The sequence below is a fragment of the Streptomyces sp. NBC_00086 genome (genome assembly GCF_026343255.1).
Classification (GTDB): Bacteria; Actinomycetota; Actinomycetes; order Streptomycetales; family Streptomycetaceae; genus Streptomyces.
The window spans coordinates 89,001-115,732 of the sequence record NZ_JAPELZ010000002.1 but is presented as its reverse complement, the minus strand read 5'-3'; the positions used below and the strand labels follow the sequence as shown (position 1 = coordinate 115,732).

The 26,732-nt window shown below is 68.5% G+C and carries 28 protein-coding genes and 2 pseudogenes; 12 read left to right on the top strand and 18 right to left on the bottom strand.

What is annotated here, in order from left to right; genetic code table 11:
- Positions 1-9 precede the first annotated feature (9 nt).
- From OG276_RS37645 to OG276_RS37610, 8 genes and pseudogenes are all read right to left on the bottom strand, one after another.
- Positions 10-741 (bottom strand): 2OG-Fe(II) oxygenase, encoded by a 732-nt coding sequence (locus OG276_RS37645; RefSeq protein WP_266913797.1) that lies wholly within the window; start codon positions 739-741, stop codon positions 10-12.
- Between the two features lie 74 nt (positions 742-815).
- Positions 816-1,250: a nuclear transport factor 2 family protein gene (locus tag OG276_RS37640; RefSeq protein ID WP_266913795.1), complete on the bottom strand. Its 435-nt coding sequence runs from the start codon at positions 1,248-1,250 to the stop codon at positions 816-818.
- Positions 1,251-1,281: 31 nt separating this feature from the next.
- A pseudogene (locus OG276_RS37635) lies at positions 1,282-1,497 on the bottom strand (methylenetetrahydrofolate reductase); the annotation flags it as partial.
- Positions 1,498-1,508: 11 nt separating this feature from the next.
- Positions 1,509-1,901 carry a hypothetical protein gene (locus OG276_RS37630; RefSeq protein WP_266913793.1) on the bottom strand — a complete coding sequence of 131 codons (393 nt, stop codon included), beginning with the start codon at positions 1,899-1,901 and terminating at the stop codon, positions 1,509-1,511.
- Positions 1,894-2,757 (bottom strand): heavy metal-binding domain-containing protein, encoded by an 864-nt coding sequence (locus tag OG276_RS37625; protein WP_266913791.1) that lies wholly within the window; start codon positions 2,755-2,757, stop codon positions 1,894-1,896. Before OG276_RS37625 ends, OG276_RS37630 begins: the two co-directional genes overlap by 8 nt.
- Position 2,758: 1 nt before the next feature.
- A complete protein-coding gene (locus OG276_RS37620; RefSeq protein ID WP_266913789.1) occupies positions 2,759-3,583 on the bottom strand; it encodes a heavy metal-binding domain-containing protein in 825 nt (274 codons plus the stop codon).
- Positions 3,584-4,008: 425 nt separating this feature from the next.
- Positions 4,009-4,146, bottom strand: coding sequence for a hypothetical protein (locus OG276_RS37615; protein WP_266913787.1), 138 nt, complete (start codon positions 4,144-4,146; stop codon positions 4,009-4,011).
- A 143-nt stretch (positions 4,147-4,289) separates the two neighbouring features.
- Entirely contained in the window at positions 4,290-5,090 is an 801-nt protein-coding gene (locus tag OG276_RS37610) for a maleylpyruvate isomerase family mycothiol-dependent enzyme (RefSeq protein WP_266913785.1), read from the bottom strand.
- Positions 5,091-6,041: 951 nt separating this feature from the next.
- Between OG276_RS37610 and OG276_RS37605 the strand changes: the two genes are divergently transcribed.
- Both OG276_RS37605 and OG276_RS37600 read left to right on the top strand, forming a co-directional pair.
- Positions 6,042-6,617 carry a hypothetical protein gene (locus OG276_RS37605; protein WP_266913783.1) on the top strand — a complete coding sequence of 192 codons (576 nt, stop codon included), beginning with the start codon at positions 6,042-6,044 and terminating at the stop codon, positions 6,615-6,617.
- A gap of 140 nt (positions 6,618-6,757) precedes the next feature.
- The gene (locus OG276_RS37600; RefSeq protein WP_266913781.1) at positions 6,758-7,174 is read left to right on the top strand and encodes a hypothetical protein; all 417 of its coding nucleotides are present in this window, start codon (positions 6,758-6,760) and stop codon (positions 7,172-7,174) included.
- Between the two features lie 33 nt (positions 7,175-7,207).
- On the opposite strand, the gene OG276_RS37595 is transcribed toward OG276_RS37600, so the two are convergent.
- Positions 7,208-7,852, bottom strand: coding sequence for a transposase (locus OG276_RS37595; RefSeq protein WP_266913779.1), 645 nt, complete (start codon positions 7,850-7,852; stop codon positions 7,208-7,210).
- A 281-nt stretch (positions 7,853-8,133) separates the two neighbouring features.
- On the opposite strand from OG276_RS37595, the gene OG276_RS37590 reads away from it, so the two are divergent.
- Both OG276_RS37590 and OG276_RS37585 read left to right on the top strand, forming a co-directional pair.
- Positions 8,134-8,457 (top strand): hypothetical protein, encoded by a 324-nt coding sequence (locus OG276_RS37590; RefSeq protein WP_266913777.1) that lies wholly within the window; start codon positions 8,134-8,136, stop codon positions 8,455-8,457.
- Between the two features lie 24 nt (positions 8,458-8,481).
- Complete coding sequence (locus OG276_RS37585) at positions 8,482-8,892, top strand: phage tail protein (RefSeq protein WP_266913775.1); 411 nt, start codon at positions 8,482-8,484, stop codon at positions 8,890-8,892.
- 356 nt (positions 8,893-9,248) lie between these two features.
- On the opposite strand, the gene OG276_RS37580 is transcribed toward OG276_RS37585, so the two are convergent.
- Positions 9,249-9,752 (bottom strand): SMI1/KNR4 family protein, encoded by a 504-nt coding sequence (locus OG276_RS37580; RefSeq protein ID WP_266913773.1) that lies wholly within the window; start codon positions 9,750-9,752, stop codon positions 9,249-9,251.
- A gap of 537 nt (positions 9,753-10,289) precedes the next feature.
- Between OG276_RS37580 and OG276_RS37575 the strand changes: the two genes are divergently transcribed.
- Both OG276_RS37575 and OG276_RS40905 read left to right on the top strand, forming a co-directional pair.
- Positions 10,290-10,745, top strand: a complete 456-nt coding sequence (locus tag OG276_RS37575; RefSeq protein ID WP_266913771.1) for a hypothetical protein — start codon at positions 10,290-10,292, stop codon at positions 10,743-10,745.
- Between the two features lie 36 nt (positions 10,746-10,781).
- Positions 10,782-11,036 (top strand): annotated as a pseudogene (locus OG276_RS40905) (transposase); the annotation flags it as partial.
- 51 nt (positions 11,037-11,087) lie between these two features.
- Here the strand turns inward: OG276_RS40905 and OG276_RS37570 are convergent.
- Together OG276_RS37570 and OG276_RS37565 are read right to left on the bottom strand one after the other, a co-directional pair.
- Positions 11,088-11,801, bottom strand: a complete 714-nt coding sequence (locus tag OG276_RS37570) for an alpha/beta fold hydrolase (RefSeq protein WP_266913769.1) — start codon at positions 11,799-11,801, stop codon at positions 11,088-11,090.
- A gap of 102 nt (positions 11,802-11,903) precedes the next feature.
- Entirely contained in the window at positions 11,904-12,671 is a 768-nt protein-coding gene (locus OG276_RS37565; protein ID WP_266913767.1) for a transposase, read from the bottom strand.
- A gap of 72 nt (positions 12,672-12,743) precedes the next feature.
- Between OG276_RS37565 and OG276_RS37560 the strand changes: the two genes are divergently transcribed.
- The gene (locus tag OG276_RS37560; RefSeq protein WP_266913765.1) at positions 12,744-13,127 is read left to right on the top strand and encodes a hypothetical protein; all 384 of its coding nucleotides are present in this window, start codon (positions 12,744-12,746) and stop codon (positions 13,125-13,127) included.
- 830 nt (positions 13,128-13,957) lie between these two features.
- Here OG276_RS37560 and OG276_RS37555 read toward each other — a convergent pair.
- Together OG276_RS37555 and OG276_RS37550 are read right to left on the bottom strand one after the other, a co-directional pair.
- The gene (locus OG276_RS37555; RefSeq protein WP_266913763.1) at positions 13,958-14,311 is read right to left on the bottom strand and encodes a ferrous iron transport protein A; all 354 of its coding nucleotides are present in this window, start codon (positions 14,309-14,311) and stop codon (positions 13,958-13,960) included.
- 342 nt (positions 14,312-14,653) lie between these two features.
- Positions 14,654-15,229: a hypothetical protein gene (locus OG276_RS37550; RefSeq protein ID WP_266913761.1), complete on the bottom strand. Its 576-nt coding sequence runs from the start codon at positions 15,227-15,229 to the stop codon at positions 14,654-14,656.
- 353 nt (positions 15,230-15,582) lie between these two features.
- On the opposite strand from OG276_RS37550, the gene OG276_RS37545 reads away from it, so the two are divergent.
- The gene (locus OG276_RS37545) at positions 15,583-17,622 is read left to right on the top strand and encodes an ABC transporter ATP-binding protein (RefSeq protein WP_266913759.1); all 2,040 of its coding nucleotides are present in this window, start codon (positions 15,583-15,585) and stop codon (positions 17,620-17,622) included.
- Positions 17,619-18,404 (top strand): NUDIX domain-containing protein, encoded by a 786-nt coding sequence (locus OG276_RS40900; protein ID WP_323182419.1) that lies wholly within the window; start codon positions 17,619-17,621, stop codon positions 18,402-18,404. Before OG276_RS37545 ends, OG276_RS40900 begins: the two co-directional genes overlap by 4 nt.
- A gap of 82 nt (positions 18,405-18,486) precedes the next feature.
- Here the strand turns inward: OG276_RS40900 and OG276_RS37535 are convergent, their stop codons facing one another.
- The 4 genes from OG276_RS37535 to OG276_RS37520 form a co-directional block, all read right to left on the bottom strand.
- Positions 18,487-19,698, bottom strand: a complete 1,212-nt coding sequence (locus OG276_RS37535) for a helix-turn-helix domain-containing protein (protein ID WP_266913757.1) — start codon at positions 19,696-19,698, stop codon at positions 18,487-18,489.
- A 213-nt stretch (positions 19,699-19,911) separates the two neighbouring features.
- Complete coding sequence (locus OG276_RS37530; protein WP_266913755.1) at positions 19,912-20,856, bottom strand: hypothetical protein; 945 nt, start codon at positions 20,854-20,856, stop codon at positions 19,912-19,914.
- A gap of 101 nt (positions 20,857-20,957) precedes the next feature.
- Positions 20,958-22,583 carry a DUF6801 domain-containing protein gene (locus OG276_RS37525; RefSeq protein ID WP_266913753.1) on the bottom strand — a complete coding sequence of 542 codons (1,626 nt, stop codon included), beginning with the start codon at positions 22,581-22,583 and terminating at the stop codon, positions 20,958-20,960.
- A 187-nt stretch (positions 22,584-22,770) separates the two neighbouring features.
- Positions 22,771-23,406 carry a hypothetical protein gene (locus OG276_RS37520; RefSeq protein WP_266913751.1) on the bottom strand — a complete coding sequence of 212 codons (636 nt, stop codon included), beginning with the start codon at positions 23,404-23,406 and terminating at the stop codon, positions 22,771-22,773.
- Positions 23,407-24,148: 742 nt separating this feature from the next.
- Here OG276_RS37520 and OG276_RS37515 point away from each other — a divergent pair.
- Genes OG276_RS37515 through OG276_RS37505 form a run of 3 tightly spaced genes read left to right on the top strand, consistent with a single transcriptional unit; the run spans position 24,149 to position 26,732 of the window.
- Positions 24,149-25,159 (top strand): ABC transporter ATP-binding protein, encoded by a 1,011-nt coding sequence (locus tag OG276_RS37515; RefSeq protein WP_266913749.1) that lies wholly within the window; start codon positions 24,149-24,151, stop codon positions 25,157-25,159.
- On the top strand, positions 25,156-25,920 hold the full coding sequence (locus tag OG276_RS37510; protein WP_266913747.1) for an ABC transporter permease: 765 nt from the start codon (positions 25,156-25,158) through the stop codon (positions 25,918-25,920). The genes OG276_RS37515 and OG276_RS37510 overlap by 4 nt, the downstream gene beginning before the upstream one ends.
- 5 nt (positions 25,921-25,925) lie before the next feature.
- Positions 25,926-26,732 (top strand): ABC transporter permease, encoded by an 807-nt coding sequence (locus tag OG276_RS37505; RefSeq protein ID WP_266913745.1) that lies wholly within the window; start codon positions 25,926-25,928, stop codon positions 26,730-26,732.

Sequence of the window (26,732 nt, the reverse complement as noted above, 5' to 3'; positions counted from 1 at the left end):
TCCTTTTCGTCAGCGGGCGTTGTGGAAGATCAGGCCCAGTACCGTGCGACGGCCCCGGTCGACGGCGTTGGTTCCGTGCTTCATGGGGTGGCGGCGGAAGCCGTGGACCCCGCGGACGGGTCGGTGCCGGACCGGGAAGATCATTCCCTGGCCGAGGGACGGTTTGACGACCAGCGCCCGGGACTGGGAGCGGGGGCGCTGCTCGACGAAGACGTTCTCGCCTCCGGTGAAGTCCTCGCCCGGCTCGTTGAGCATGATGGCGATTTGGAGGGGGAAGACGATGTCTCCGTAGACGTCCTGGTGGAGGCAGGCGTAGTCGCCCTTGTCGTAGCGCAGGAGGAGCGGGGTGGGCCGCGTTTGGCCGCCGGCCGCGCACTCGGCGAGCAGCTCGTCGAGGGTGGCGGGGTAGCTGCGCTCCTTCAGCTGCGGGGCCCACTGGTTGGCCATCCAGGCGACGAGGGGATACAGCTCCTCGCGCAGTCGGCCCACCAGCGGGATCACGGCGGGGTCGGCGAAGTATTTGTAGGAGCCGCGTCCGAACTGGTAGCGCTGCATCACCACGGTGGAGCGGAACAGCCGCGGCTCGTCGAACAGGGCGGCGATCTCCCGGCACTGCTCGCGGTCGAGGAGGGGCGGGGTGAGGGCCACGCCGTCGGTGTTCAGCTGCTGGAACAGCTCGTCCCGGTCGAGTACGCCGGGGGCGGTCGTGCGCGTGCGGGTACTCGGTGTGGAAAGGTTCATGGTGCTTCCCATGCTCGACGCCGGGCTGCCGGAGCGCTGGCTGCTTTCCGACGTCGAGTTCTGGGAGCCGGGTCTCAGGAGGCCCGCAGTGCGGTGGTCACCGCCGCCGGGTCCCAGTGGAAGGGGCGGATCTCGGTGATCCTTCCGTCCCGTACGGACATCAGCTGGACGATCCTGGTCTCCAGGACGCTGCCGGACGCGCGGGCCACGAACCGGACACGGCTGGTGACGACGACATCGGGGCCGTCGATGATCCGGTGCTGGTCCAGGAACTCGACCGACTGCCAGGCCTCCCCCATGACCGCCATGAACCGTTCGATGCCGTCGGGGCCGCGCCAGTCACCCGCGTACGGCAACCCGGGGGCAGGGCGCAGCACCACCTGCGGGTGGAGGCAGGCGACGATCTCCTCGAAGCCGGCCCGGCCCGGGCCGCCCGCGGCGATGTAGGCCGTTTCGGCGGCGTAGAACCGGGTCAGGGTTTCGGTCGTGCTCGGATTGGTGGTGGTCACTCGTCCCCTATCGAAGGGGGACGGGTGGGGGTTACAGCCGCGTGATGCCGAGGTTCTGCATGCTGCTGAGAGTCTGCGTGCTGCTGAGGTTCTGCGTGCTGCTGAGGTTCTGGTGGATCTCCAGGGTCGCGGTGGATTTGTTGAGGGTGATGTAGTGCAGGCCCGGGGCGCCCTCGGCCAGGAGGCGGTCGGACATGGCCGTTGCGTGCTCGACTCCGATGCGGTGGCCCGTCGCCGGGTCGTCCTGCCGATATCCGGTCAGGTCAGGAACCGCTCGACGGCTTCGCGGGCACGGGCATTCGAGGCCGCAGCGTCCGCCAGTGACCGGGCCAGGGCATCGATCCACTCGTCCAGGCCCACTGCGCGCCGCGAGAGCACGATGCCCCGTACCTCGTGGCAGATCTCCCCGGCCACCCGGCCCCGGTCCATCCGCAGCGCGAGCCGCTGCTCCCCGAGCGCCACGTCCAGTTCGACGACCGAACCCTCGCGCCCGGCCACCCGTTCCGCGACGGAACGCCTGCGCTTGACCCGCACAGTGCCGGGCGGCAGCGAGTCCGCCAGGTTCGCCGACAGCACTTTGACGTAGAGGTTCAGGTCCGCGCTGTCCCGGCGCAGTACCGCGGCCAGCAGTTCCACTTCCATCTCAGGCATCGAGGCTCAGCACCATGGTGGGTCGGTCGATGATGTGGTCGTCGCGAAGCGGGCGCACCGCTGTCCCGATCGCGAAGAACTCCGTGGTGTGCGATCCCCAGGTATGCGAGTGCTGCTTCAGCTGAACTGCCACGATCCCCTCGGCCTCCAGGGCCTTCCCCTCCGCCTGCATGCGGCTCATCGCCAGCTCGCGTGCATCGTAGAGTGCCTGGGTGAACGGCTCGATCTCCACGTTGCGGCCCGAGGTGCTCAGCACCTGGGCGAAGCGCTGGTGCGCCACGTGGTAGACGCACGACCCCATGACCATGTCCAGCGGCGCGTACCCGGCCCGGACCAGTGTCCAGAAGTCCTGGCCTGACAGGTTCGACGTGAACGGCTTGCCCTTGTTGTTGAGCCAGGTCCCGCCCGGTCCGGGGTCCGCACCGTCCGCCTTCACCGCCGTGCCGATCGCGAGGAACTCCGCGATGTCCGAGCCGAACTCCTTGAACTCGATGTCCAGCCGCACCCCCACGATCCCGTCCGCCCCCAGAGCACTCGCCTCGGCCTCCATCCGGCTCATCGCCAGCTCGCGCGCGTGGTACATGGCCTCGGACAGCTTGGTCAGCTCCTGGTTCTTCGACCACCGGCCGACCTGGATCCCGACGTGGTAGACCGAGGAGCCGAAGACGAGGCCGAGCGGGCGGAAGCCGACCTCGCGCACCAGCAGGAACTCGTTCACCGTCAGGTCCGAGGTGAAGAACGCCCCCTTCTCCCCCGGCTGAAGCTGCGCAAGCCGCCGCATCGCGTCCTCGGACACGCCCTCCGCAGCCGGCTGCGCGGCCTGCCCGGCCCGTTCTTGCCCCGTTCGCTCGGTCATGTCAGCGCTCTCGCTCCAGTCTCATGATGGTCAGTGGCTTGGGCCCGGCGGGCCGCTCGGAGCGGCCGAACCGGGCGATGGATGTGCCGACGAAGACCGCCTCCGCGATGAGGTCGCGCGAGTTCCCGTACACAGGGCACTCGCTCTCACGCACCCTCAACTCCATCTCGTCCACCACCAGCCCGTCGCCACCGTGCTTCGCCGCATCGAGGGCCAGCTGTTTCCGGGCATCTTGGCGGACGTGGTTGATCAGCTGGGTATAGCCGTCGACCTCCTGGTTCCCGGCGGCCCAGGAGGCCAGGCGGGAGGTGCGCCAGTCGTCGTGCCGGGTCTCGAGGGCGATGCCGAAGGCGAGTCCGGTGGGAACCCATCCGGCGTGTACGAGCGCTGCGAAGGCCTGGCCCGACAGGTGCGAGGTGAACGGCAGGCGCGGCCGGATGCGCGAGCGGGCGCGGACGGCGGTGCCCAGCACGGTGAACTCCAGACCCCCCGCCGGGAATTCGCCGACCCGCAGGTCCACCCCGACGATCCCGTCGCCGCCGAGCGCGCGGCACTCGGCCACCGCGCGGGCCAGCGCCAGCCGGCGCGCCGAGTACATGGTCCTCACCAACTGCGACAGGGACGACGCCCACATCGAGGACGGCACTTTCGCGCCGCCTGCGACCGACCACGCGCCCGGGCAGCCCCAGACGCCGGTGTACCCGATGTTGAAGACGGCCGTGCCGAGCACCTGCCCGACCGGCTCGAACCCGACACCCTTGATGGCGGCGAACTCCTCGGACGACAGCGCCGAGTCCCAGGTGTTGCCGGCCCAGGGCCTCGCCATCCCGCCCGCAGCGGCCCCCGCCGGACCAGCATCTCGTCGGTGTGTCATCGACTCCTGTGCCATCGCTCTCTCGGCTCATCGCGCGGATCGCGTCGCCCTTCGGCAGCGTATGTCATGGGAGCGATCAACGAAACGCTGGTCACAGGCTCCAACGGCTCTTCCGATCCAGCCTCTTGGGTAGGAATTCGTCGCCGTAAGGGCGTCAGTGGGCGAGGACGGCCTCCCGCCCACAGAGGGTCCAGCCAGGCCAGGGCCGCACTGAGAGGTTGTGGTCTTTCCGGGCTTGAGGACTGCGTTCTCTCGCTGTTCAGGCATAGGGTCGGCGGTCTCGTGGCAGTGGTGACGTGACGGGTCGTGTCGTGTCGTTGCTTTGGTGGAGGTCGAGGGGATGCCGTCGGTCGTGGGACTGCTGGAACGGCGTGAGCTCACCGCTCGCCGCTCGCCGTCGTGTCGACGAGCTGCGGGGCGCCGTCGTCGGCCGCGCCGCCTCCGAGGGTCCGCCGGCTCCCGGTGTGCAGCCGGCGCGGCCCGAACCGGCGGAGGCGGCCAAGCCGAACTGCCATCCAGGTAGACGGTCGGCTTGGTGACGCCCCGAGCGGCCGCCTCGCGGGTTTGAGCCCGGTGCCGCGACGGACGAACCTGGCGAGGAGCCGTGTCCTACCGGGTCCTACCGGCTCAAGGCGCGGCCAACCGCCCCCGCTCCGTCCTACTTCTCCTCCGGCTCCCAGGCGCGGAGCAGGTCGAGCAGACCTGCGTCTCCGTCAACGTGCAAGGAGTCGGCCTTGATCCGGTCGTACAGGTAGAGGACCAGCTCACTGGCCGTGCCGTGGACGGAGGCGCCGGCTGCGTCCGCGTCTTCGCCGGTCGCGGCGGTGGGCGCGGGGATGCGGGTGATGCGTGCGCCGTCCCCGTCGACGGCGAGGCGCCAGGAGCGGCCCTCGGTGGCGTGGAAGTCGAAGGCCGTGGGCTTGTGCGGCCAGGCACTCGGTGTTGCGCAGACGGTGAACAGGAACTCCTCCACACCGTCGAGTGCCAGCTCGACCGGCAGCGGCTGCGGGGCACCCCCGGCGACCTGGGCGTCGTAGGTGTGCACCGCGGTCTCCTGGACCCGGTGCCGGGCGGTGCCGCCGGCGGTCTGCGGTGACTGCGACGCGGGCCACCACGTCCAGCAACCGCTCTCCGGTCCCGCCGCGCGCAGGGCGCCCAGCAGAAGCTGCGTCGACGCGTCCAGCCAGGCCAACAGGGCCTCACGCTCCTGCGGCACTTCCAGCGCGGCGCGCGCGGCGACGGCCTCGGCCGGGGGACCGTCGGCAGCCCCCGCGTCGACGATGGCGGCCCAGAAACGGTCTCCCCCGCCCAGGTGCTTCACCAGATCGAACAGCGTCCACCCGGGGCAGGTCGGCACCTGCGCGTCGAGACCGGGCGCGGCGGCGACCACGGCGCGGAAGGCGGTCGACCGTTCATCGATCAGTCGCAACAGGTCAGGGAACTCAAGATTCTTTTCCACACCGGATACCTATCACCGTGCTCCGCTGATCGGACAGCGATTTTCGCAGTCGCGCTCGCCGGTCTGGACGCGAACGCGCAGGCGCAGCACCTCGCTTGGAACCGTGACTTCTTCACCCGGCACTCCCTGCTGCGCACCGCGATCCGGAAGTACCGCGACAACCGCCCCCGGGTACGCCGTACAGGTCGCGGATGCCCCCGGGAAATGCCGAAGCCGGCGGAGGGTCGCTCTGGGAGCAACCCGGCACACCGCCGGCTTCATGCAACGTTCAGGCCCGGAAAACCAACCAGCCTGTAACCCAACCTACAGGCCACGGCCCTGCGGCACAGCAGAAGCCGCCGAGGAGACGGCGCGATGCCCCGCAATCAGCCGGTCATCAACGAGGCCGACATCGCCCGCCCGTTCGGTGTCCCCGTGGCCACCTGACGCCGCCGTGACGCTCCCGCCTTCCTCCGCCACGCACCGGGCCTCCCCCCGAAAGCCGCTTCCTGATCTACAGACTGGCCCAGGCCGACGCCTACCTATCAGCCGGCACCGCCGTCTACGGCGCCCGGCTGTGGCCCAGGCACGAGCTCACCGCGCGCCGCGACAACGCACCGGGCGAGGGGAAGGCAACGGCAGTCGTGCCGCGTGCACACGCGCTCCTCCCCGCCGCCCGTGTACGTCACCCCGTGCCGGACCACCCCCGCCGCGGAGTCGGCGCTCCCACTGCGCCCGGCCGCCGCCTCCAGGGCAGGGCGCTCCCCCACCTGGGGGCGGCGGCCGGGCGCAGTGGGACCGTACGGCCGGCCGCAGGCAGGGGGCCGTGTGCGCCATGGCGGCACAGCGCGGGCCAGTGATGTCGATAAGCACTGGTCGACTTCACGTGCTGGAACTGAAAGAGGCGGCCCGCGTCACCTGTACGGCCCACCCTTGGGCGAGCTCCGCGCCATCACGGGCGAGGATGGGTCCATGGTCGACACTCGCTGGGGGAAGGCGACGGATTGGATCACCGCCATGGTGGCCACTGCAGCGCTCGTCATCTCGCTGCTGGGCTACTTCCAGGCCAACGACGCCAACAACGTGGCGCGTGGTGCCACCGGTCAGGCCGTTCGGGCTAACGACGAGGCGCTCAGAGCGAACCACCAAGCCGAGCAGAACGCCCGGAGGGCGCAGGCCGAGCAGATCGCCTTCTACTGGCAGGTGAAGGACGGGGAGGGAAGCCTGCGCATCCTGAACACCTCCTTGTCGTATATCACCGACGTCGTCGTGGCCTTCGACGACGGAAGCTACATCGACGTCGGAAGCCTGAGCGGCTGCACGCAGTGGTCCTTGTCTCCGCCGAGCAGGACCCTTCCCAACGGGGAGGTCGTGGCGCTCTCCGCGAAGGACTCCCCCTCACAGCTCCACTTCACCGACGCCCAGGACCCCTCCGGAACCTGGTCGGTACGCGACCGCACCAGGCCCCAGACCACCAAGCCGCTCAAGCTCCAGGAGATCTCAGAACAAATCCACTACGACCTGTCAGACACCAAGCACTGCGGCTAGCAGGTCGTTTCATAGTGAGGCCGACGAGGAGTGGAGTGTGCTGTCGTGCTCGGCCTCGTCCGTAAGATCCCTCCATGTCTGCTGACGAACGCGTAACTCGGTCCATGTGTCGTGTCCAGCCGATATCGGATCCTCGGCCGATGCCGGAGCTGCCCCGGCGAATCTGGTCAGAAGAAGACTGGGAGCGAATCCAGCGCGGCTTCGGGGCAGGGGACATGGACGAGAAGTGGGACGTCTTCACAGAGGGTGAGGTTGTCTTCCTGCATCGAAGCTGGACCGGTTACGGAGTGTTCGCGGCGACCTTCGCGCCGGTTGATGGCGGTGGATGGCGGATCGCCAAAGCCGAGGTAGAGCGTGATGCCGAGCGCTATGGAGGCACGGACGATGCCTACGACTGCCTCATGCTTGAGTTGGTGATCACCGCCATCGTGCTTGGCGAACCAGCGCCTGATCTCCGATCGAAGCTGGTGGAGTTGACCCGCCGGAAGTCGCGCTCTGCTGATGCCCCGGCTGGTCTGATTCAGCACAGTGCTCTGGGACTGCGCTCAGACTCCTAACGAACTCGTGCAAGGTGCAGGTTGTCCAGTTGGTCACTGTGGCTGCCCGGCCCCACGGGTGGCGGTCTGCTGGTGTGAAGGCAGTCCGGCCACGGCTTGGATGGTGTCGCTCATGTGCTCGCGGCGACCCAGGTGCCAGGCGAGGGACCGCCAGTTCTTGAGATGTGCGATGCCGTGCTCGACCCTGATCCGGCGTGAGGAATGTGCCTTGCGCTGGCGTTCGTAGATCTCCTCATACCACTCCGGCGGGTTCTTCTTGAACTTGCGGTGTGACGGTGTCACGACGCGGCCGCCCGTCTGGGCGCCCAGCCCCTGGTAGCCGGCGTCGGCGAGGACCATGACTTTGACCGCGTTCTGCTTGTTCTTGCCGGAAATGAACTTCTCCCGGTCCTTGCGGCCGGCGGCTGGCCTACGGACCCGGATCTCGGTGCCGTCGATGATCCCGGTCTGACCGCTCCCGCCGAGGTGGTCGATGACCTCGGCGAGGCTGCGGAGCCGGACGACGGCCGCGACGGTGCAGCCACGTGTCGCGAGCAAGGGCCGCGCCTCGCCGATCGCCCGGGTGATCGTGGAGCGGTCGACACCGAACCAGCAGACCAGCACATCGTGAGTGACACCGCGGCGGAGGTGAACGAGCGTGGCCAAAAGCCGGTCGATGAAGACCAGCCGGTGCTTCACACCTGCGCCAACGGCCCGCTGGCGTGGTCTGGCTTCCAGCCTCGCCTGGTGCCGTGCGTGCCATAACGGGCCTACCTCGGCGACGAGTTCGGCGATCGCATCGACCGAGAACGGTCCGCCGGAAGCTCAGGGGCGAACCTCCACGTCTGGTCACCGCATCACTCGCAAGCGAGTCGAACCGGCTCGGCCGGCACCGATGAGCATCGCTGCAGCCCTCATCGGCCACCGCCGTTTGAAGACGAACACCAAGCCAGCTCCACGGCTACTGCAGAATGGCTCAAATGAGCGAATCGACTGAGCAGGTGCAGACCGCCGATCGCCTTTGGCAGGAATTCCGTCGAGAGCCCTTCCCCGACAGCTTGCGACATGCCGCGTTCGGGGGCGCACATGTGTGGCTCCTTGAGTTGGACATCGCCGGCTGCGTTCTTCGTTGGCTCGACAGCGGCGGCACTCTCGACCCGAAGAACAGCCTCCTCCTGCAGAACTGCATCGAGGGCCTGGAGCAAGTCATGCCTGAGATCATGGACCTTGAAGGAGCCCAGTACTGCCGGCGGTTGCACCAGCTCGCTGTGCTCGCGTCAAGGAATCCACCCGGCACCGAATGAGACAGCCCAAGTACCAGCAGTCCATTGCGAGGAGGTCCTCCGATTCCGTTCTCCAACTTCTCCGTCGCCATCGGTGACGACGTCATGGAGTTCACGGCCGTGACAGGGATCAGTTCTGCCTGCGCACTGCCCTGCGCCGCGCACCGCCGTGGAGACAACCGTGTCGAGGTCACCTTCGCTCGTGGCGCCTTCGCAGGATCTGAGGAACTCCTGGACTGGCTGTTCACCTCAGGCCAACTACAGGGACCCGTCGTGGACGCCCTGGTCACTCTCACCGACCCTGCCGACGCCAAACCGGTCATGGCGTGGGTGCTTCGCGATGCCCGGCCCGTGTCGCTCATCGCCCCCGACCTCGACGAGGACGGAACACCCGCTCTCATCGAGATCCTCAAACTCTCCGGAACTGAACTCCTGACCTTCCCCCGACCCGTTTAGCAGAAGGTGCGATCTTTCGCCTTCATGTCAGTGCGTCACCTGCCCATCTCGAATCCGATGGCAGTGGATCACATCTGATTTTGCGTCAGCTGGCAGGGTGCGACGCAGCAAGCGCCGCCGAGTCGGCCTACGCCTCGACCTTACGGTCGGGCGCCTGATGGGGGGGCCGATGTGCGGGACCTCGTCAGGGTCTGCTTCACGGGCCAGGTGACGCGGCGAGCGGTGTTGAAACGAGCGCGCCCCAGCCAACCGGCCATCAGGAAGGGAAACACATCGTTCCCCTTCGGTAGCGGCAGCTTCTCCACCAAGCGTTCGAGCCCGAGGCGCTCTCAACGCGTCGGGCTCCCCGCGATCGGTCAGCCCCACCAACCGTCGCCAGCTTGCCAGCGCTGAACCCACTCCAGGAAGCCGAAGGCTTCCGGCCCCGGATATTGGTGGGCGCCCGCGTCGCCGAGCAGCCAGATGTTGCCCCGCTGGGGACCGGTGACGACGAGTACCCAGTAGGAGAGCTCATCGTCGGTGCCCAGCACGATGGAGCCGTGGCCGTAGACGTCAGCGACGCGCTTGTCGTGGTCCGCGGCAAGGGGCTCGCCCTCCCAGGCCCAGGTCTCCTGGAGCGGGAACGGCGCGGCGGGATTCCGTTGAACTTGGTAAGGCCAGCCCGGTGTGAGCCAGCCCAGGGGCAGCAGGCCGCCGTCCTCCGGCGGCCCGACCGCGGACCCGTTGGCGATCTCCGCGACCAGACTCCGGTACGGCTCCGGAAGTACGGCCCCATTCTCGGCTTCCCAGGCCGAGACCGCCGTGTAGCCGAGAGCCGGCTCCCGCCACTCCGGCTCGAATGCCGAGCTCAGGAACTCCAAGGCAGCCTCATCAGGAAGCTGATGCGGTGGTGCGATTGTCATGTCACCATGCTTTCAGATGGGGGCGGTCGGGCCGCTGTGAGTATCCGTTGACGCCAGCTCCGGCGCGACTCGGTCCTTCGCGGTTGCCTCCGCCTTAGCTTGGGTCGCCCCGAACACGGCCTGGATGCACCCGCGGTGAGAGTCGCCCTTGCACAGAGCAATCGAGGCACGCATCGACCGCGGCCCCGGCGTCTGCCTGGCATACGCCGTACTCAGCCCTCGACCTCGATCTGCTCGGCGAGCGTCACGACCGGGCATCGACCGCTCAGACACTTGAAGCGACGCACGGGTCAGCTCGATGACTACGAGGCTGCCGGCCACGGGCGCGTCGCCGAGCCGGCGGACCGTACCGGCCGTGCACCCGCCACGACGGCAGGGGCTCATCCCGGACCTCGTCGGGTGCAGCGCTGTGGCGATGCGCTGAGTGGTCGTGACCTGCCGCGTCGTCTCGGATGGGCGTTCCTCCTACTATGGGCACCTCGACGAGGGAGCAGAGTGGATCTCAGAGCACCGGTACCGTCTCGAAGGCTTGGGCCGTACGCACTGACCGATGACGGGATCGCAGCACTGCTGGCACGCTACGAGTTCGGTGATTCCTGTGTCCGCCGGGTGATCCTTGACCAGGAGTTCGGACGGAACCCGCGGGGCCGAGCAGTCAGAATTGTGATCGATGCACGGGTGGTGGACGAGGCCCTGCGGTGGGAGCCGGTGTGCCTGGACCTGGTCGACGTAAAGCGATTCCGGATCGACGAGAGCCGGGGCTCCCCTGCGGGGGTGCTCTACGATCCCCCGCAGTTCACCCGGTTCGACGGGCTGATGCAGGTAGATCTGTGCGCTGAGCGGTTCGGCAGCCTTCGGCCGGGGAGTGGGCAGGAAGTCTTCGAAGGCTCGGAGTTGGTCTTCGAGGCGGTCGAGGGCACGTGGAGTGTCCTGGAGCCGTGGAACGTGTGACACCGCGCCCATCAGCACGCGGCTTCCAGCAAGAAGCGCGCTGACCTGCGTCGCCGAGGGATCCGCTGCGCCATCCCGGACAAGGTCGACCAGGCGCGCCACCGCAAACAGCGCGGCTCTCGCGGCGGCCGGCCGCCGAAGTTCGACCCGGACGGCTACCGTGAGCGCCACGCGGTCGAGTGTGGGATCAACCGCCTCAAGAGGTACCGCACCGTCGCCACGCGATACGACGAGCTAACGGTCCGCTATGAGGCGACCGTCCTCATAGCGGCCATCGGCGCATGGCTGTGAGCAGCACACATCAAGCGCGTCCATATCCAGCCCGCAGGCATGGAGGTGCTCTCACTCCACGGCAGCATTGAGGAGAATCTGCGCCAGCTCGCGCGGCTGGGAGAACATCGGCCAATGGCCGGTGTCCATCTTGACCAGCCGCCAGCGCTTGCTGTTCAGCAGCTCAGCCACATCTTCGTCGGGCTCGGCGTCGTCAGGATCGGCCCCTGGCACCACGCACAGGACGTATGTCGCCGGAAGTTCACCGAGCGGCCCCGACAGCACAGCGGGCTCGGTCAGCGTGGCACCTGGGTGAGGCGTCGAGCCACGCACGAGGCGCGCGATCTGCTCATCGGTGAGACCCTCGCCTTCGTAATGAGCAGCTGGCGCGAGCGGCCAAAACCCTCCGCTCTCGGCGATCGACGCCTCCACTGCCGCCCCGCCGTCCGGCCAGGCGGAGACAAACGACTCGCCGTCAGTTGGAACGCTTGAGTCGACGAATACAACGCGGGCCAGTCGGTCACCGATCCGCTCCGCGGCCTGACCTACCGGGATGCCCGAATAGCTGTGACCCACCAGGACTACGTCACGCAGACCCTGGCGTTCCACCTCGGCAACGATGTCCTGAACGTGAGTTCCTTGCCCCGCCGGTACACCCTGCTTGTCAGCAAGACCGGACAGGGTCAACGGATAGACGCCGTGGCCGGCCGCGCGCAGATACGGCACCACCTCGGCCCACGCCCACGCCCCGAGCCGTGCACCTGCAACCAGCACGAAATTCACCATGCCCGCACCGTAGCCGGGCAGCCTGACGATCTCCTAAGGCTTGTCCCGCAACTGATCTCCGAGTCGCCTCGGACGTGGTGGGCAGTGGTGCGAGCCGTCTGCCTATCCGGCGAGGGCGAGGTTGTGCATCCGGGCGATGCCGAGCATAGCGTGGTGGACGCCGTCGCCTTTGAGGCGACAGTCGCGGAGGATCTTCCAGGTCTTCATGCGGGCGAAGACGTGCTCGACACGGGCGCGAACCTGCTTGGGGGACTGGTTGTGCGCCTGCTTCCACTCGGCCAGGTCTTCGCCCTTCCGTCGGCGGTGGGGTATGACAAGTCCGGTGCCCGGGTATCCGCCGTCGGCGATCGTCATGGTCTTGCCGACGGCGGCTTGGGCGCCGGATTCCTCCCATGCCTTGCAGTCGTTGCGGTTGCCGGCGAGTGGCCGGCCGACCACGACGACCATGCGGGTGTCGGCATCGATGACGACCTGGTGGTTGGTGGAGTACCGGTAGTTCTTCGACTGCTCGGCGATGGTGTGGTCGCGGGTGGGGATCAGGGTGCCGTCCACGATGAGCACGGTGTCCTTGGCGAACCGCTTGCGGGGGTGGAGGGCGAGCACTGGCCCGAGGTGGTCGATGATCCGGTCTGCCGCCGACTTGGATACCCCGAACAACGGGGCGAGCTGGCGCATGGTCAGGTTCGTGCGCCAGTAGGCCGAGACCAGCAGTGCCCGGTTCTCGAGCGGAAGGCCCCAGGGCCGGCCCTTGCGGACCGCGTCCGCACCCTGACGCCGCAGAAGCGTCACCAGCTTCCCGAAGGCGCGCGGGCTCAGCCCGGAGAACGGGGCTATCCAGGACGACTCCGACGCCGTGATCACACCAGCCACGTGGCGATCATTTCAGTTGCCGATGACGCCTGCTCTGGCCGATCCTGTCCACTCGCAAGCGAGGAGGACCACGTGGGCTTGACTCTGTTCCCAGGAGACGGAGACGTCAGCAGCCCGGACGTCCAATGGTCCTGCATCAGCTTCAACGCCTTCCGGGAACGGCTCGCACGGGCAGAGGGGTTCAGCCTCCCGGAGATGTGGGGCTTTGGCGGCGATCGGCCGTGGAGTGACATCTCCTCCACCCTGGAGCCGCTCCTCGATCACCCGGATGTCGGCGGTGACGATCTCTCTACTGCCGCGTGCGCTGCGATGCTGCCTCGCCTCCGAACGATCATCGGCGAATGGCTGGAGGAGCCCGACGAACCACTCCTCCAGCAGCACATCCAAGACGCTCAACAGCTGATGGTCGTCCTGCGTCTCTGCGTAGACAAGAGCGTCGAGCTCATCTTCCTCTGACGTTGAGGCGGGCCCAGGTGGCCGACACCCCACCCCGGCCGCAGTTACGGGACAACCCTTAGGAAATACTTTCGATACGCACCCAAGGTGATCGTGGGCTTGGCAGGCCTGTCGGTCCGGTTCTTGGAGCGCATACGAATCCGCCCGTCGCGGGTACCGAGTCCTCCGTGAGCATGAATTACGAAGGGCCGACGGCTACCCGAGACGGGAGGAGGCGATCCCGTGCCGCCGCCATCAGGCGCCGAGAGTCATCACCCAGGACTCCTTGGACGGTCTGGACTCCGTTTCCGAGTGCCGTCGGAAGATCAACCGCCGATGGACGAACGGAGCGGGGCTGTGTCTGACCGACCGAGGAGCCGAGTACGAGGAAGGGTTTCCCTCTCTGCGTGGTCGGATACCTTCTGGTCTTCGCGGTCGGCTGGTCGTTGGCCACGGCATTGATCCCCGTGGAGACGGGGCTCGTTCTGGGAGGCGTACGGCGAGAACTGGGACTTCATTGCCGTCGTACTGCCACTGGGGGCCGCATATCGCTCTTCCTCCTCCTGCTGCTGTACGTCTGCGGGCGGTCCCTGAGCCGGGGCGGATGCCGAGCCTGGGCGATCGACTTGCCGACATCGCCTCGCCTACAGGGTGCCGCGCACAATTCGGCTGTTCGTAGGCCGGCCCCGAAGCAGGCCGGACCCTACGGCACCCAACTCATGCGCCACGCTCCCGGATCGGGCCGTTCGGCCCGCACGCAAGAGCCCGGAGGCCCAGCCGCCCCGCCACACTTTCGTGGCCTTCCTGGACCGGCGCGACGGCTGCCCCACCAAGAGCTGGTCACCTTCGCCCTAGGCTTCGGGCTCTTGCTCAGCCCGTAGGTACCGACCCTGGATCTGGGCCTTGCGGTAGGGACCGGCCCCGTCGCAGTCGTACTGCGGTGCGTCAAATGTGACCCAGTACAGCAGCTCGCCCTTCAGCGCCTGGGCACGTGTACTCGGCTCGGGTGCGCCCATGGCATCGATCGTTCCAGCAAACTCGACCTGCCAAGGACCGTCCCAGCCCTGGTCGCGAACCACCGTGACGCGGCTGCCCGGCGCCAGTGCACCCGGCGGCCATGTCTCGCTCAGGGCGCGACCGAGGATGTGCTCCATCGCCTGGCGGTCGTCTACGTCCGCAGGAACAGGGCCGGAACTGTCTGTCATGCCGCCACCCTGCCCACATCGCTTCAGGAGCGCCAGCGGATAAGGAACAACGAGCCGCAGTACCTTGCGATCCGGCGCGCTTGAGGCCCGGATGGGCCGCGATCTCGTTGCGGGTGGTGCATCCGGGAGTGACGGCGCGACTTCAAGCGTCCGGCCAAGTGGTTTCCCGTGTTTGCGCTACGCGAATCCCAAGGCGGCCGATGATGTCGGGATCCCAGGGGATCGCGGCTCATCACCGTGGACGGCACCACCTACCGGTGGCAGCCTCGCTATGGCCTGTCCTGTCATCCAGCGCGGTCCGGTACCACGCCCCTCCCCCATGGATATGGGTTGTGCGCAGGTCTACGGGAGCTTCAGCCACGGGCTGCGGTACGGCATCGTCCACGTTCCGGAAGAGGTCCAGTTGATCTGGGTGTAGTTGGCATACGACTCACCCGTCTCGGCCGTGGTGTCGCTGAAGTCGGGAGCCGTGAAGTGCCTGTCGTTGATGGCCCCTGAGGGACAGGGGTACACCTTGTTCGATACGACTTGCGAATTGCCCGTCCGGACTGTCCGAATCGCGATATTGCACGCCGGGTGCCCCGCAGCCAGGCTGATGTACGCGTCCGGGCGCCCCACTCCCCACCGGGGCGAGCTGATACAGGCCTTGATCTTGACGTACTGCCCGCCGGTCCCGGCGTAGTAGGTGCCGCAGCCTCCACCACTGGCCGCCTGGGCGTTGGTCCCCGCCATGACGGACGCCACCACCACTCCAGTTACGCCGACGGTTCGTGCGACGGTGCGAACGGATCCACGCATGATTTCCCCCGTGCGAGTTCCCTGCCGGGCATCGGCAGGACGATGGGTTTCACGATAGGACAGGCCGCGTGCTCTGGAGCACAGGCTCTGCGTGAGGTCGAGGATGATCGGAGCTTCCAACTTCAGAAGCGTGTAATGGAATTGACGGTCCGCCCGGAGCCTTACAAGCAGGCCACGCAAGCCCCCGATCGGGTGCCGCTCCTCCGCAACCACTCGAACGCGTGAGTTCAAACGGCACCAGGCAGGCCGCTCCCACTCAAGGCCAGGTATCCGTATTGGCGTTCGAGATATTCACGCGTTCGAGGCCGTTACGACCATGGAAGCGGGGCGTTCTTAGAGCACTAGTACCAACCAGCCGCCCATATGGAGGACATCGTGAATGCTGAGCCCACTCCCAGTCATCACCCTCTCAAAATCGAACTGGCCGAAGTCTGCGCCTGTCACTCGGCACTGACAGCTACGGGGTGGACGGCATGAGCGAGGCCACCGAGGCAGCTGATCCCACCGATGCGGCAGAGAGCGTGCAGGCCGAGGCCGAGGACACCATCTCGGATGCGGAACGTGAGCTCTACGGTGGGCGGCTGCGATACGACCAGTCCTTCGTCCGGCACGAAGGCCCCTTGACCCGGCTCGGGTTCGGGCACATGGCCGCCGCCCTGCCGCGCATGGTGGCGATGGTCCTGCGCACCGGCTGGCAGACCGACCCGCGTGCCCTGGCCGGGGTCGTGGCGGCGCAGTTGGGGCAGGGTGTGGCGGCCGGTTGGGGGCTGGTGGCCGTCAACAGCGTGCTCACGGAGCTGTTCGCGGCCGGGCCGACCGCCGGCAAGCTCCGCGAGGCGTTGCCGTCGCTGGTGGTGCTCGGGGTCACCGCGGTGGTCACGGCGCTGCTGGCGGCGTGGTCGACGGCCATGTCGGGCCGGCTGGAGCCTCAGGTGGAGCGGGCGGTGTCCGCCCGGTACTACGCGGCCGTCACCGGTGTCGAGGTGGAAGCGACCGAGCGGCCGGAAGTGCAGCGGATGCTGGAGGCGGGACGGTTCGGCACGGACTCCGCACGGAACATGCTGCGGCTGTCGGTCGGCGTGGGGAACGTGGTCATCGGCATGGCTGCGGCCGCCGTGGTCCTGGTGTCGTTGCACTGGGCCTTGCTGCCGATGCTCCTGGCCATCGCGCTGCCCAAGGGGTGGGGGGCGGTTCGCTCCGCTCGCCGCGAGTACCTCTCCCGGCTGCACTGGGTGGACCACCGCCGGGCGATCTCCTCTCTGCTGGCCTACCTGACCCGCCCGCACGCCGCCGGAGAGATCCGTGTCCACGCCGCCGGGACGAAACTGCTGGCCGGCTACGAGGAGATGTCCCGGCAGACCGAAGCCGAGCAGCGGCGTCTGGCTCGCGCCCAAGCCGGCACGGACCTGGTCGCGGGCGGCTTCGCCGGGGTGGCGTCCCTGGGCTGCTACGGAATGCTGTGGTGGCTGCTGGCCGTCGGCGGGCTGCCACTGGCCGTCGGGGGGACCGCGGTGGTCGCCATCAGGACCTCGACCGCACGTCTGTCATCCCTGGTGCAGCAGGTCAATCGCCTCTACGAGGAGCTGCTGTTCCTCACCGACACCGAGGACGCCATCACGATCGCGGGTGAGCACGCCATCCCCCTGACCGGCGACGCCCTCCCCTCTCCCCTGCGGTCGGTGCGCACCGAGGACGTGACCTTCACCTACCCGGGAGCCGACACGCCGGCCCTGAGGAGCGTCAGCGTGGAGATCCGGCGGGGCGCGGTGACGGCCCTGGTCGGGGCCAACGGTTCGGGCAAGACCACCCTGACGAAGGTGATCGCGGGACTGCTCCTGCCCGGTGACGGCAGCGTGTGGTGGGAGGGCGATTCGGGTGAGCGGGTCGAGCTCCGCGAAGCGGACCGCGGGCAGGTGTTCGGGGCGGTCGGAGTGCTGGCGCAGGACTTCCCGCGCTGGGAGATGACCGCCGCCGCGAACGTGGCCATCGGCGCCGGCGACCGCCCCCGTGACATGGGCGCCGTCCGCGGGGCCGCCCGGGACGCGGGCGTGCTCGACTTGATCGAGAGCCTCCCGAACAGCTGGGACTCGATCGTCTTCAAGGGCTACGAACGCGGGGTCCAGCTGTCGGGCGGGGGCTGGCAGAAGCTGGGTACGGCTCGGACCCTGTACCGGGGTGCACCCTTCCTCTTGGTCGACGAGCCCACCTCCGCCCTCGATCCGCACGCGGAAATCGCCGCCTTCAAGGGCCTCTGGTCGCTGGCGGAGAAGGGGCATGCGGTCGTCCTCGTCACCCACCGGCTCGCCGCCACCATGAATGCCGACCACATCTACGTCCTCGCCGGGGGACGCGTCGTCGAGGAAGGCACCCACGCGGAGCTGATGGCCCAGGAAGGCACCTACCGGGGGATGTTCACCGCCCAGGCCGCTCAGTACGGGATCGGATCGGCCTCGGAATCGGTACCCGGCCCGCGCAACACGCCGCCGGCCGACCACGAGGAGGCGGCGCTGTGACACACGGCGGACAGATGACGCCGGAACCCGGTTCCGAGTACAGCACCCCCACCGAAGGCGAGAAGCCCGCCGTGCCGCCCAGCCACGCCCACGTCCGCAAGACCGTCGAGGCGTATCTCACCCACCACCCGGACGAGCGGAAGACCCTGGCCGGACTCCTGTCCGCGCTGGACCAGCCCGACGACGCGACCAGCCGGACGGCGCTGCCGGGCCACGTCACCCGCAGCACGGTCGTCATCGACCGCAACCCCCACGTGCTGAACATCCGGCGCCACGCGGCCGAACACCCGCCAGAGGCCCGGCCGAACGAAGCCGCGCCGGCCTGGGACGGAGGCCGCAGGACCGTACTGAACGGCATCGGCGTCCATCTCCACCTGGAGGACGAGGACGGACGTGTGCTCCTCGGACTGCGCCACCCGGGCGTCGCGTACGCGGGGAACACCTGGCACTTCCTCGCGGGGAAGTGCGAGCGGGAGTCCGCGGTCACCTGCCTGGTGCGCGAGGCCCGCGAGGAAGCGGGGCTCGTCATCGACCCGCAGGACGTGGAGCTGGTACACGTCGTGCACGTCGTCGACACCCCCGGTGGGCAGCCGCTGATGCAGATGGTCTTCCGGGCCCGTCGTTGGGAGGGCGTTCCCGAGCTCCTCGAACCCGACAAGTGCCTCGCCTGGCAGTGGTGGGAGCCGACCGATCTGCCGGAACGGCTCGTCCCCTACACCCGCGCGGCCATCGAGGGAATCATGGCCGGCCGTTCCTACACGGAGCTTGGGTGGAAGCGATGACCGCCGCCCCGGGCCTGGCCGGGCAGCGGGGGGCCTGCCGGCCGCATCCGGGTTGCGGGGCGCGCGGGGGCGGTCGTTCGGGTCATTCCGCGTAGTCGTTGCCCTGGAGGTGGAGTGAGCGCAGGGCCGCCTCCAGCGTGAAGCGGTGTTCCGGGTCGGTGATGCGGTCACCCAGGTGTGCGTCCAGGTTGCGCAGGCGGTAGCGGACCGTCTGCGCGTGGACTCCGAGTAACTCGGCGACCTGATCGGCGGGACCCCGCGTGGAGATGTGGACGCGCAGGGTCTCGACCAGGCGCCCGCGCCTGGAGCCGGTGAGGCCGCTGAGCGGGGCCAGTTCGCGGGCCGCGATGTGGGTGACGAGCACCGGGTCGGACAGGAGCCACAGTGTTGTCAGGTGGTCTTCGCAGTGCACGAGCGGTTGGTCGGGCACGATCCCGTCGTCGATGAGCTGCAGTACCCTCCTGGCCCACCGGATGGAGTCGGCGGCCTGCGCGGGTGGCACGGTCAGGCCTATCACGGCCGGGGCGCCCGACAGGGCGGATTCGAGCATCGCCAGTCGCTCGGGGGTGAGGGGCCCGGGGATCAGCATGTGTGGCTGGGGCATGCCCAGATCGGCGAGGACGTCCCGGTCGAGACATGTCCGTATGTGGTCGGGCGCCGGGGCACGTAAGGCCACCAGCGTGCACTGCGCCGGGAGTTCCCAGGACGCCTGCTCGCACAGCTCGGCGATCGTCGCCTGCGGCAGGGGCGACCCTACGAGGATGAGGTGGAGCAGTTGTCTGCGTAACGCCGATACCTCGGAGGCCGCACGGGCCTGGACCTCCGCGTATCCCTCGCGCGCGATCGCCTCCAGCTCGTCGACGTACGCGAAGAGCGCGTCGGCGAAGGCGAGGATCAGTGAGGGCGACAGGTTGTACCGGCGACCGAGGGTCTTGGCCCGGCGCAGCGCGATGCGCGCGCCGAGCCGGTAGGCCCCTTGGAGGGTGTCGAGGTCGCGGCCCTCGTACGCCTCCACCCGGCCGAACTTGCGCAGGAGCTCGTCGCGCAGGACCGAGCTCGTGCCGGGGTCCGCGACTCGGTCCACGAACGTGGCCAGCGCCTGCTCCACGCCCTGGCGGATGGCGTCCGCGTTGGGGCCGTTGAGGAGACGGGCGTACACCGGATAGGCGCGCTCCACCTCGACGCGGATCTCCTTGATGAGACCCGGAACCTCGGGCCTCATCAAGGCGGCGAACTCCCTGGGGAGCGGATCGAGCGGTTCACCGAGATCCGGTGATTGTGCGATTGAGGGCATGACCGATCCCTTGCTCTCCTGCGCGCCCGGTGGGGCGTGGCGTGGCAGTGCCCTGTCTGGCTGGAGGGCTCGGGCGCAGCCGTAAGGTGCATACCTTTGTGCGGTGCTGACGCTAAGTCAAATTATTTGAGCTGTACACCACTTGAGCACGAGCTGCGCAGGAGAGAGGGTCGGGGTGGGCGAGTTAGGCCGGGAATCGGCGCTCGGTGACCGTTACTTGACGGCGGAGTGCCAGTTCCGGGCGAGGTGCGCGCCCGCGTCGGGAGCCACCGTCCCCGGGGCGTAGAGACCGCCCAGGTAGGTCTGGGTGTTGTTCAGGGTCAGGCTGTTCTTGCCCGCCGCCGACGGCAGACCGGTCTTGAGGTTGACCGCGGCGTCGATCAGCCCGAACAGACCCAGGCCGCAGCCGCTGGCGCCGGGGACGGCGAAGGTCGTGTCGTACTGGGTGGAGCCGAGGAGGTTGAGGCGGCTCATGTCGCCCTCCTCGTTCGGGCTGCCGTCACCGTTGAACCGTTCCACACCGAACTCCGGGTAGTTGCGGTTCTTCGGCTGCAGGACGATCGGGTTGTCCTTGGTGCCGATGTAGCAGTGGCTGCCCAGGAACGGGTTCTCCAGGTGGATGCGGACGGGGATGTTCACGATCGTCTGGTCGGTGACGACGCCCGCTATCTGGTCGAAGTTCGAGGGGGTGCCCACTGACTCCAGGGTTGCGGTGATCTTGTTGAGTTTGGCGTCCGTGAGCTGCTTGCAGATGGCGGTGATGCCCGGGATGTTGCTCGGACACATCAGCCCGAGGAGGCCGCCGGGCACCGTCGCGGAGTCGGCGATGATCGCCCCGGACGCCGGCCCCACGACAGTGCTGGTGCCGTCGGAGTTCTGCACGACGCCCATCTGGAGGTTGCTGTTGGCGGTGACGACCGTCGTGTTGCCGAGCTTGATGGATCCGCTGGTGGAGTACGAGACGATGCACTGCGGCGCCTTGTCCAGACCGTCCGCCCCGAGCATCACCGGCGAGTCGACCGGGCAGCGGGTGAAGGGACCCCACGAGCCGTTGAGGGCCGGCGTGGCGGCGGTCGCCGTGCCGAGGGAGGCGAACGCGCCGAAGGCGGTCAGCGCCGAAACGGTGACGAGCCGGGTGCGGGCGGAGACGAGGGGCATGTCGGTGCCTTTCGATGACGGGGGACGTTCAGGGTGGTGGTGCGGGGGTTCGGGGGTGCTGGAGTGCCGGGCTGCGCGGCGCCTCCGGGCGGTGGTACGGATCAGCGCTCCGGTTTGGGGACCACGTACGGCTGGCGGTCCTCGGTGCACTGGCCGTCGGTCGGCAGCTCGCCCGCCACCGCACAGGTCTGGCCCTGGATCTGCTTGATGTAGTTGCCGGGGCCGGAGATGGACGCGGTCAGCAACCGGTCCAGATCCTCGCCACCCGCGCCGCAGCCCGTGAAGGCGGGGATGGTCACCTCGCCGGTCAGCGGCCCGCCGGAGGTCAGGAGGTAACCGGTGGCGTCCGTGCTGTTGATGAGCTGCCCCTTCCCGAGCATCACCAGGTGAGGGCCCGGGTACGTGGCCGGATCGGGCTCGGGAGAGCTGAGCGGGGTTTGCGTGCGGCACGACGGGCCGACGTCCAGGCGCGTGCCGTTGACCTCGACGTCCAGTACGCGCAGGACGAGGGGGGCCCGGATGTACGTCTCCGCGAGGTTGTCCGGGAAGACGAGCAGGATGTCCGAGGCCACGACCATGGGCCCGGCCTGTTCCAGGATCATGGTCGCCGTCGTCGGGGTGAAACCGAAGGTCAGGAAGGTGCCCTTGAACGGCGGGGTCTCTTTGCGGCCCTGGTGGTCGAGGTAGGCCTCCGACTTCTGGAGCAGGTGCCACGGGCTCCCGTCCGGCGGAATGGAGAGCTCCGGGTCGCCCTGTTCGATCTGCACGCACGACACCGGGATCAGGGAGGCGCCGCTCAGTTTGCGGACGTTGGCGTAGCCCGTGATGTAAGCGTTGAGCGATTTGCTGGTCGGGTCCTTCTTGACGCAGGGTGGCGCCGGCGGCCTGGCCGCCGACGAGCCGGCGGCGTCGCCGACCTTCGGCGCCGTGCCCGGCCGCCCCTTCGCCCGTTCCGTGGGAGTCCGGGGCGCCGTCGGCTCCTTCGGGGAACCGGAGACCTTCGGGGGCACGGGGGACGCCGGCCGCCCGGGCCCTGGGGCCGCGGAGCCGGACGGGGAGCGCGAACCGCTCGGGGCCGGGGTGGGGGTGGAGGTGGCCGGACCCACCGGCACGGTGGCCAGCAGGCCGTGGCCGTCCGCGTCCTTGGCGAGGGTGCAGGTGAGGGAGAGGGACGCGGGGGTCAGGGGCGTGCCGTCGGCCGAACCGAGGGCGAGGTCGACGCCCAGGTCCGCGGCCGTGAGGGTGAGGTCGCCGTTGACGACCGCCGTCACGACCGGGGCGTTGCCGGTGGTACTGAGGGTCAGTGGGCCCTCGGCGGGAACGGCGACGGGCCGGGCGGGGCCGGTGCCACGCCACAGGGCCTGGGTCTTCGCCCCACGCTGGGCGATGTCGAGGGTGAGCCTGGTCTCGGGCACCACCGTGGTGGCCTTGAGGGCCGTCAGGTCGGCGACGGCCTCGGCCGGGAGCTCGACCGTCGTGGTGACCCCGGTCGGACTGATCGCCTCACCGGCCGTGACCCGGTCGGGGAACGTGGCCGCGAGCCGCACCGCGACGCGCTGCGGCCCCGAGGGCAGGGCGCAGTCGTAGGGCAGTTTCGCGGCGATCTCCTGCGAGCCCACGGCGGCAGCCGCCGATGGGATCAAGGGGGCGAGCGCCACGAAGGCGGCGATCGCCGCACCGCGCGCGCGTACGCGGGGTGTCCGCAGGGCGGGACGGTGGGCTCTCATCGCTTGCTCCGCTCGGGGATGCTCCGCGACACCGACGACCCGCGTGGCCGACCGGTGGGGCCGGGGCGTGTCAGGTCGTCGTGTCAGGTCGACGTAGACGGGCGGCGTAGAGGGTCGGCGAACGCCCGGCCGGGGTCACCGGTCGGGCGCACGGACCCGGGGAGTGTCGGCGACACTCCCGCACGCCTTACGGGTTGGATCCGACGATGGTCGGGATGATCGCGGTGCCGGTCTTCTTGACCAGGTAGGCACCGGTGAAGATCGGCTTGGCGCCCACCGGTACGGCGCTGCCGCAGTTGGTCGACGAGACGACGTTGAGCTCGCCGCTGACGCTGGAGACCGCGAGCTTGCCCGTCGAGTTGGTGTAGGTGCCGGACGCCTTGCCCGTCACGCGGAAGACGCAGGCACCGACGGTGACCTTGGCGTCGACGTTGCCGATGTAGCCCTTGGTGACGCCGGTCGCCGCGGTGTAGTCCTGGGCCACCACGGTCCACGGGGTGGTCGCGACAGTGGTCACGTTGCCCAGGACACTGGTGCAGGGGAAGCCGGTGGCACCGAAGTTGATGGCGCTGATCGAGGCGACGGTGGCCGGGTTGCCGGTGGCGCTGGCCATCGAGCCGGAGGCGCCCGACTTCGTACACGTCATGGCGATGCCGTTGACGCTGAGGACGATGTTCCCGCTGTTGGTCGCCGTGAAGGCCGCCGGGGTCGGGTTGACGGTCCACACGGTGGACGGCACGGCCACTGCCGGGCCGGCCGCCAGGAGGAACGCGGCGGTGGCGGCACCGGTGACTACGGCGAAGTTTCTGATGGTCTTCTTCATGACTCTGGGACTCTCCTTGGGGATTGACCGGCAGAGGTGTGGGCCGCAGCTGTGCAATAGGGGAGACACAGACGGCCCGCGGCTCGGTGTTCCTCGGCCGCGACGCTGACGTTACTTGCGGGAAACTTGGCTGAACAATGGCGTAGTTCAAGATTCTTTGAAGAGCCGGTATTAACTGTTCACCGAGTGAGCGGTCATCGGCGCCGCATTAGCCCCCCGGTGCGCAATGTCGACAATTTCGATCGATCGCGCACGCCGCTGCCACACTTTTCCGCCCGGCCGCGCGTATGCATCGCGACACGGAGGGGAAACGCTCTCCCCCATGACAAATAAGCGCATGCATATGTAATCCGCGTGACAACCAGTACGAAAGTCCGGGCAGTCTCGCCAAAAACCCGGAACCCGCGTATTGCCGTCGGATGTTACCCGGACGTAGCGTTCCGGGTGCGACGCTCACCCCCTGGTTGGCGGCCACCGAAGGCAGGAGTCCCGACGGACGGATCCGGCCACGCCCCCTGGCGGGGCCGGCCCTCTCCCGGTGGGGCCCCGCGGATCCGGCCCACGGACCTGCGGGGCCCCACTGTGTCTCTCCGGACACAAATGGCGTACCCGGCTTTGTTCACGCGGTGACAAATTCCGGGGCGCCGGGCCGAATCGGTGTCACACCTATTGTCCCGGTGATCGCGAACGACTTAACGTGCGGCCCGAGACGCACTCGCGGCACACGCCTGCTGGAGGTGGTATGGGAATCGAAATTGCTGTTGAGGGTCTGACCATGTCCTTCGGTAAGCAGAACATCTGGCAGGACGTGACCTTGACGTTGCCCGCGGGGGAAGTGAGCGTCATGCTCGGCCCTTCCGGCACGGGGAAGACGGTGTTCCTCAAGTCACTCATCGGCCTGCTGAAGCCGGAACGGGGACGCGTCCTCGTAGCCGGAGTCGACATGGTGAACAGCCCCGAGCGCGATATCTACGAGGCCCGCAAACTCTTCGGCCTCATGTTCCAGGACGGCGCTCTCTTCGGCTCCATGTCCCTCTTCGACAACATCGCCTTCCCGCTGCGCGAGCACACGCGGAAGAAGGAGTCGGAGATCCGCCGGATCGTCATGGAGCGCATCGACGTCGTCGGACTCCTCGGCTCCGAGGGCAAGCTCCCCGGCGAGATCAGCGGCGGTATGCGCAAGCGGGCGGGACTGGCCCGCGCGCTCGTGCTCGACCCGCAGATCGTGCTGTGCGACGAGCCGGACTCCGGTCTCGACCCCGTCCGCACCGCCAACCTCTCGCAGTTGCTGATCGACCTGAACGCACAGATCGACGCGACGATGCTCATCGTCACCCACAACCTCGACATCGCCGCGACCGTCCCCGACAACATGGGGATGCTCTTCCGGCGGGGGCTCGTCACCTTCGGCCCCCGCGAAGTGCTCCTCACCAGCGACGAGCCGGTCGTGGCGCAGTTCCTCGCGGGACGGCGCGAAGGCCCCATCGGGATGTCCGAGGAGAAGGACGAGGCCACGCTCGCCGCCGAGGCCGCCGTGCCCACCGTCGCACCTGCCGCGCCCCGGGTCATCGTCCCGCAATTGGAGCCCTCGCCCGGACTGCCGCAGCGCCAGGCGGTCCTCCGGCGCCGCGAGCGCGTACTCGCCATGCTCGACACGCTGCCGCCCGCCGCGCGCGCCGCCATCGAGGACACGTACGCGCGCGGGGCGCAGGCGCCGACCCTGCGCCTTCCGGCCACCGGGAGCGGCACGTGATGACGGGCGCCCTACGGCAGACCGGCCGGCTCTTCGCCCTCGCGGCGGAGGTGGGCCGGTCCATCTTCCGACGACCTTTCCAGTTCCGGGAGTTCGTCGAGCAGTTCTGGTTCATCGCCAGCATCACGATCCTGCCCGCCGCACTCGTCTCCATCCCGTTCGGCGCGGTGATCGCCCTCCAGGTCGGTTCGCTCACCCAGCAGTTGGGCGCGCAGTCGTTCACCGGAGGCGCCAGCGTCCTCGCCGTCATCCAGCAGGCGAGCCCGCTCATCGTCGCCCTGCTGATCGCCGGCGCCGGCGGCTCCGCCATCTGCGCCGACCTCGGCTCCCGCAAGATCCGCGAGGAGCTCGACGCGATGGAGGTCATGGGCGTCTCCCCCGTCCAGCGCCTGGTCGTGCCGCGGGTGCTGGCGACGATGGGCGTGGCCGTGCTCCTCAACGGCCTGGTGTCCGTCGTGGGCACGCTCGGCGGCTACTTCTTCAACGTCATCCTCCAGGGCGGCACCCCGGGCGCCTACCTGTCCAGCTTCTCCGCGCTCGCCCAGCTGCCCGACCTGTACATCAGCGAGTTCAAGGCCCTGATCTTCGGGTTCATCGCGGGCATCGTCGCCGCCTACCGCGGCCTCAACCCGCGCGGCGGCCCCAAGGGGGTCGGCGACGCCGTCAACCAGTCCGTCGTCATCACGTTCATGCTGCTGTTCTTCGTGAACATGGTGCTGACGGCCGTCTACCTGCAAATCGTCCCGCCGAAGGGAGGCTGAGGCCGATGGCCTCCCCGTTCGTCTGGCTCGACCGGTCCGGCGACCAGTTCCTGTTCTACGTCAAGGCGCTGGCCTGGATCCCCCGCACACTGCGCCGCTACCTCAAAGAGGTCCAACGGCTGCTCGCCGAGGTGGCCTTCGGCTCCGGCGGCCTCGGTGTGATCGGCGGCACCATCGGTGTGATGATCGCGATGACCCTGTTCACCGGCACCGTCGTCGGCCTCCAGGGGTACGCGGCCCTCGACCAGATCGGCACCGCCGCGTTCACCGGGTTCATCTCCGCGTACTTCAACACCCGCGAGATCGCCCCCCTGGTCGCCGGCCTCGCCCTCTCCGCGACCGTCGGCGCCGGCTTCACCGCCCAGCTCGGCGCGATGCGGATCAACGAGGAGGTCGACGCCCTCGAAGGCATGGGCATCCGCTCGATCCCGTACCTGGTCTCCACCCGCATCATCGCGGGCGTCGTCGCGATCATCCCGCTCTACGCGATCGGCCTCCTCTCCTCCTACGTCGCCTCCCGCTACGTGACCGTCCTGTTCAACGGGCAGTCCCAGGGGACGTACGACCACTACTTCAACCTGTTCCTCTCCCCCACCGACGTCCTGCTGTCGGTCCTCAAGGTGCTGATCTTCAGCGTCATGGTGATCCTCGCCCACTGCTACTACGGCTTCCGTGCCTCCGGCGGTCCGGCCGGGGTGGGCGTCGCGGTGGGCCGGTCCGTGCGCAATGCCATCGTGATCATCAGCGTCACCGACTTCTTCCTGTCGCTGGCCCTGTGGGGCGCGACCACGACCGTGAAGGTGGCGGGGTGA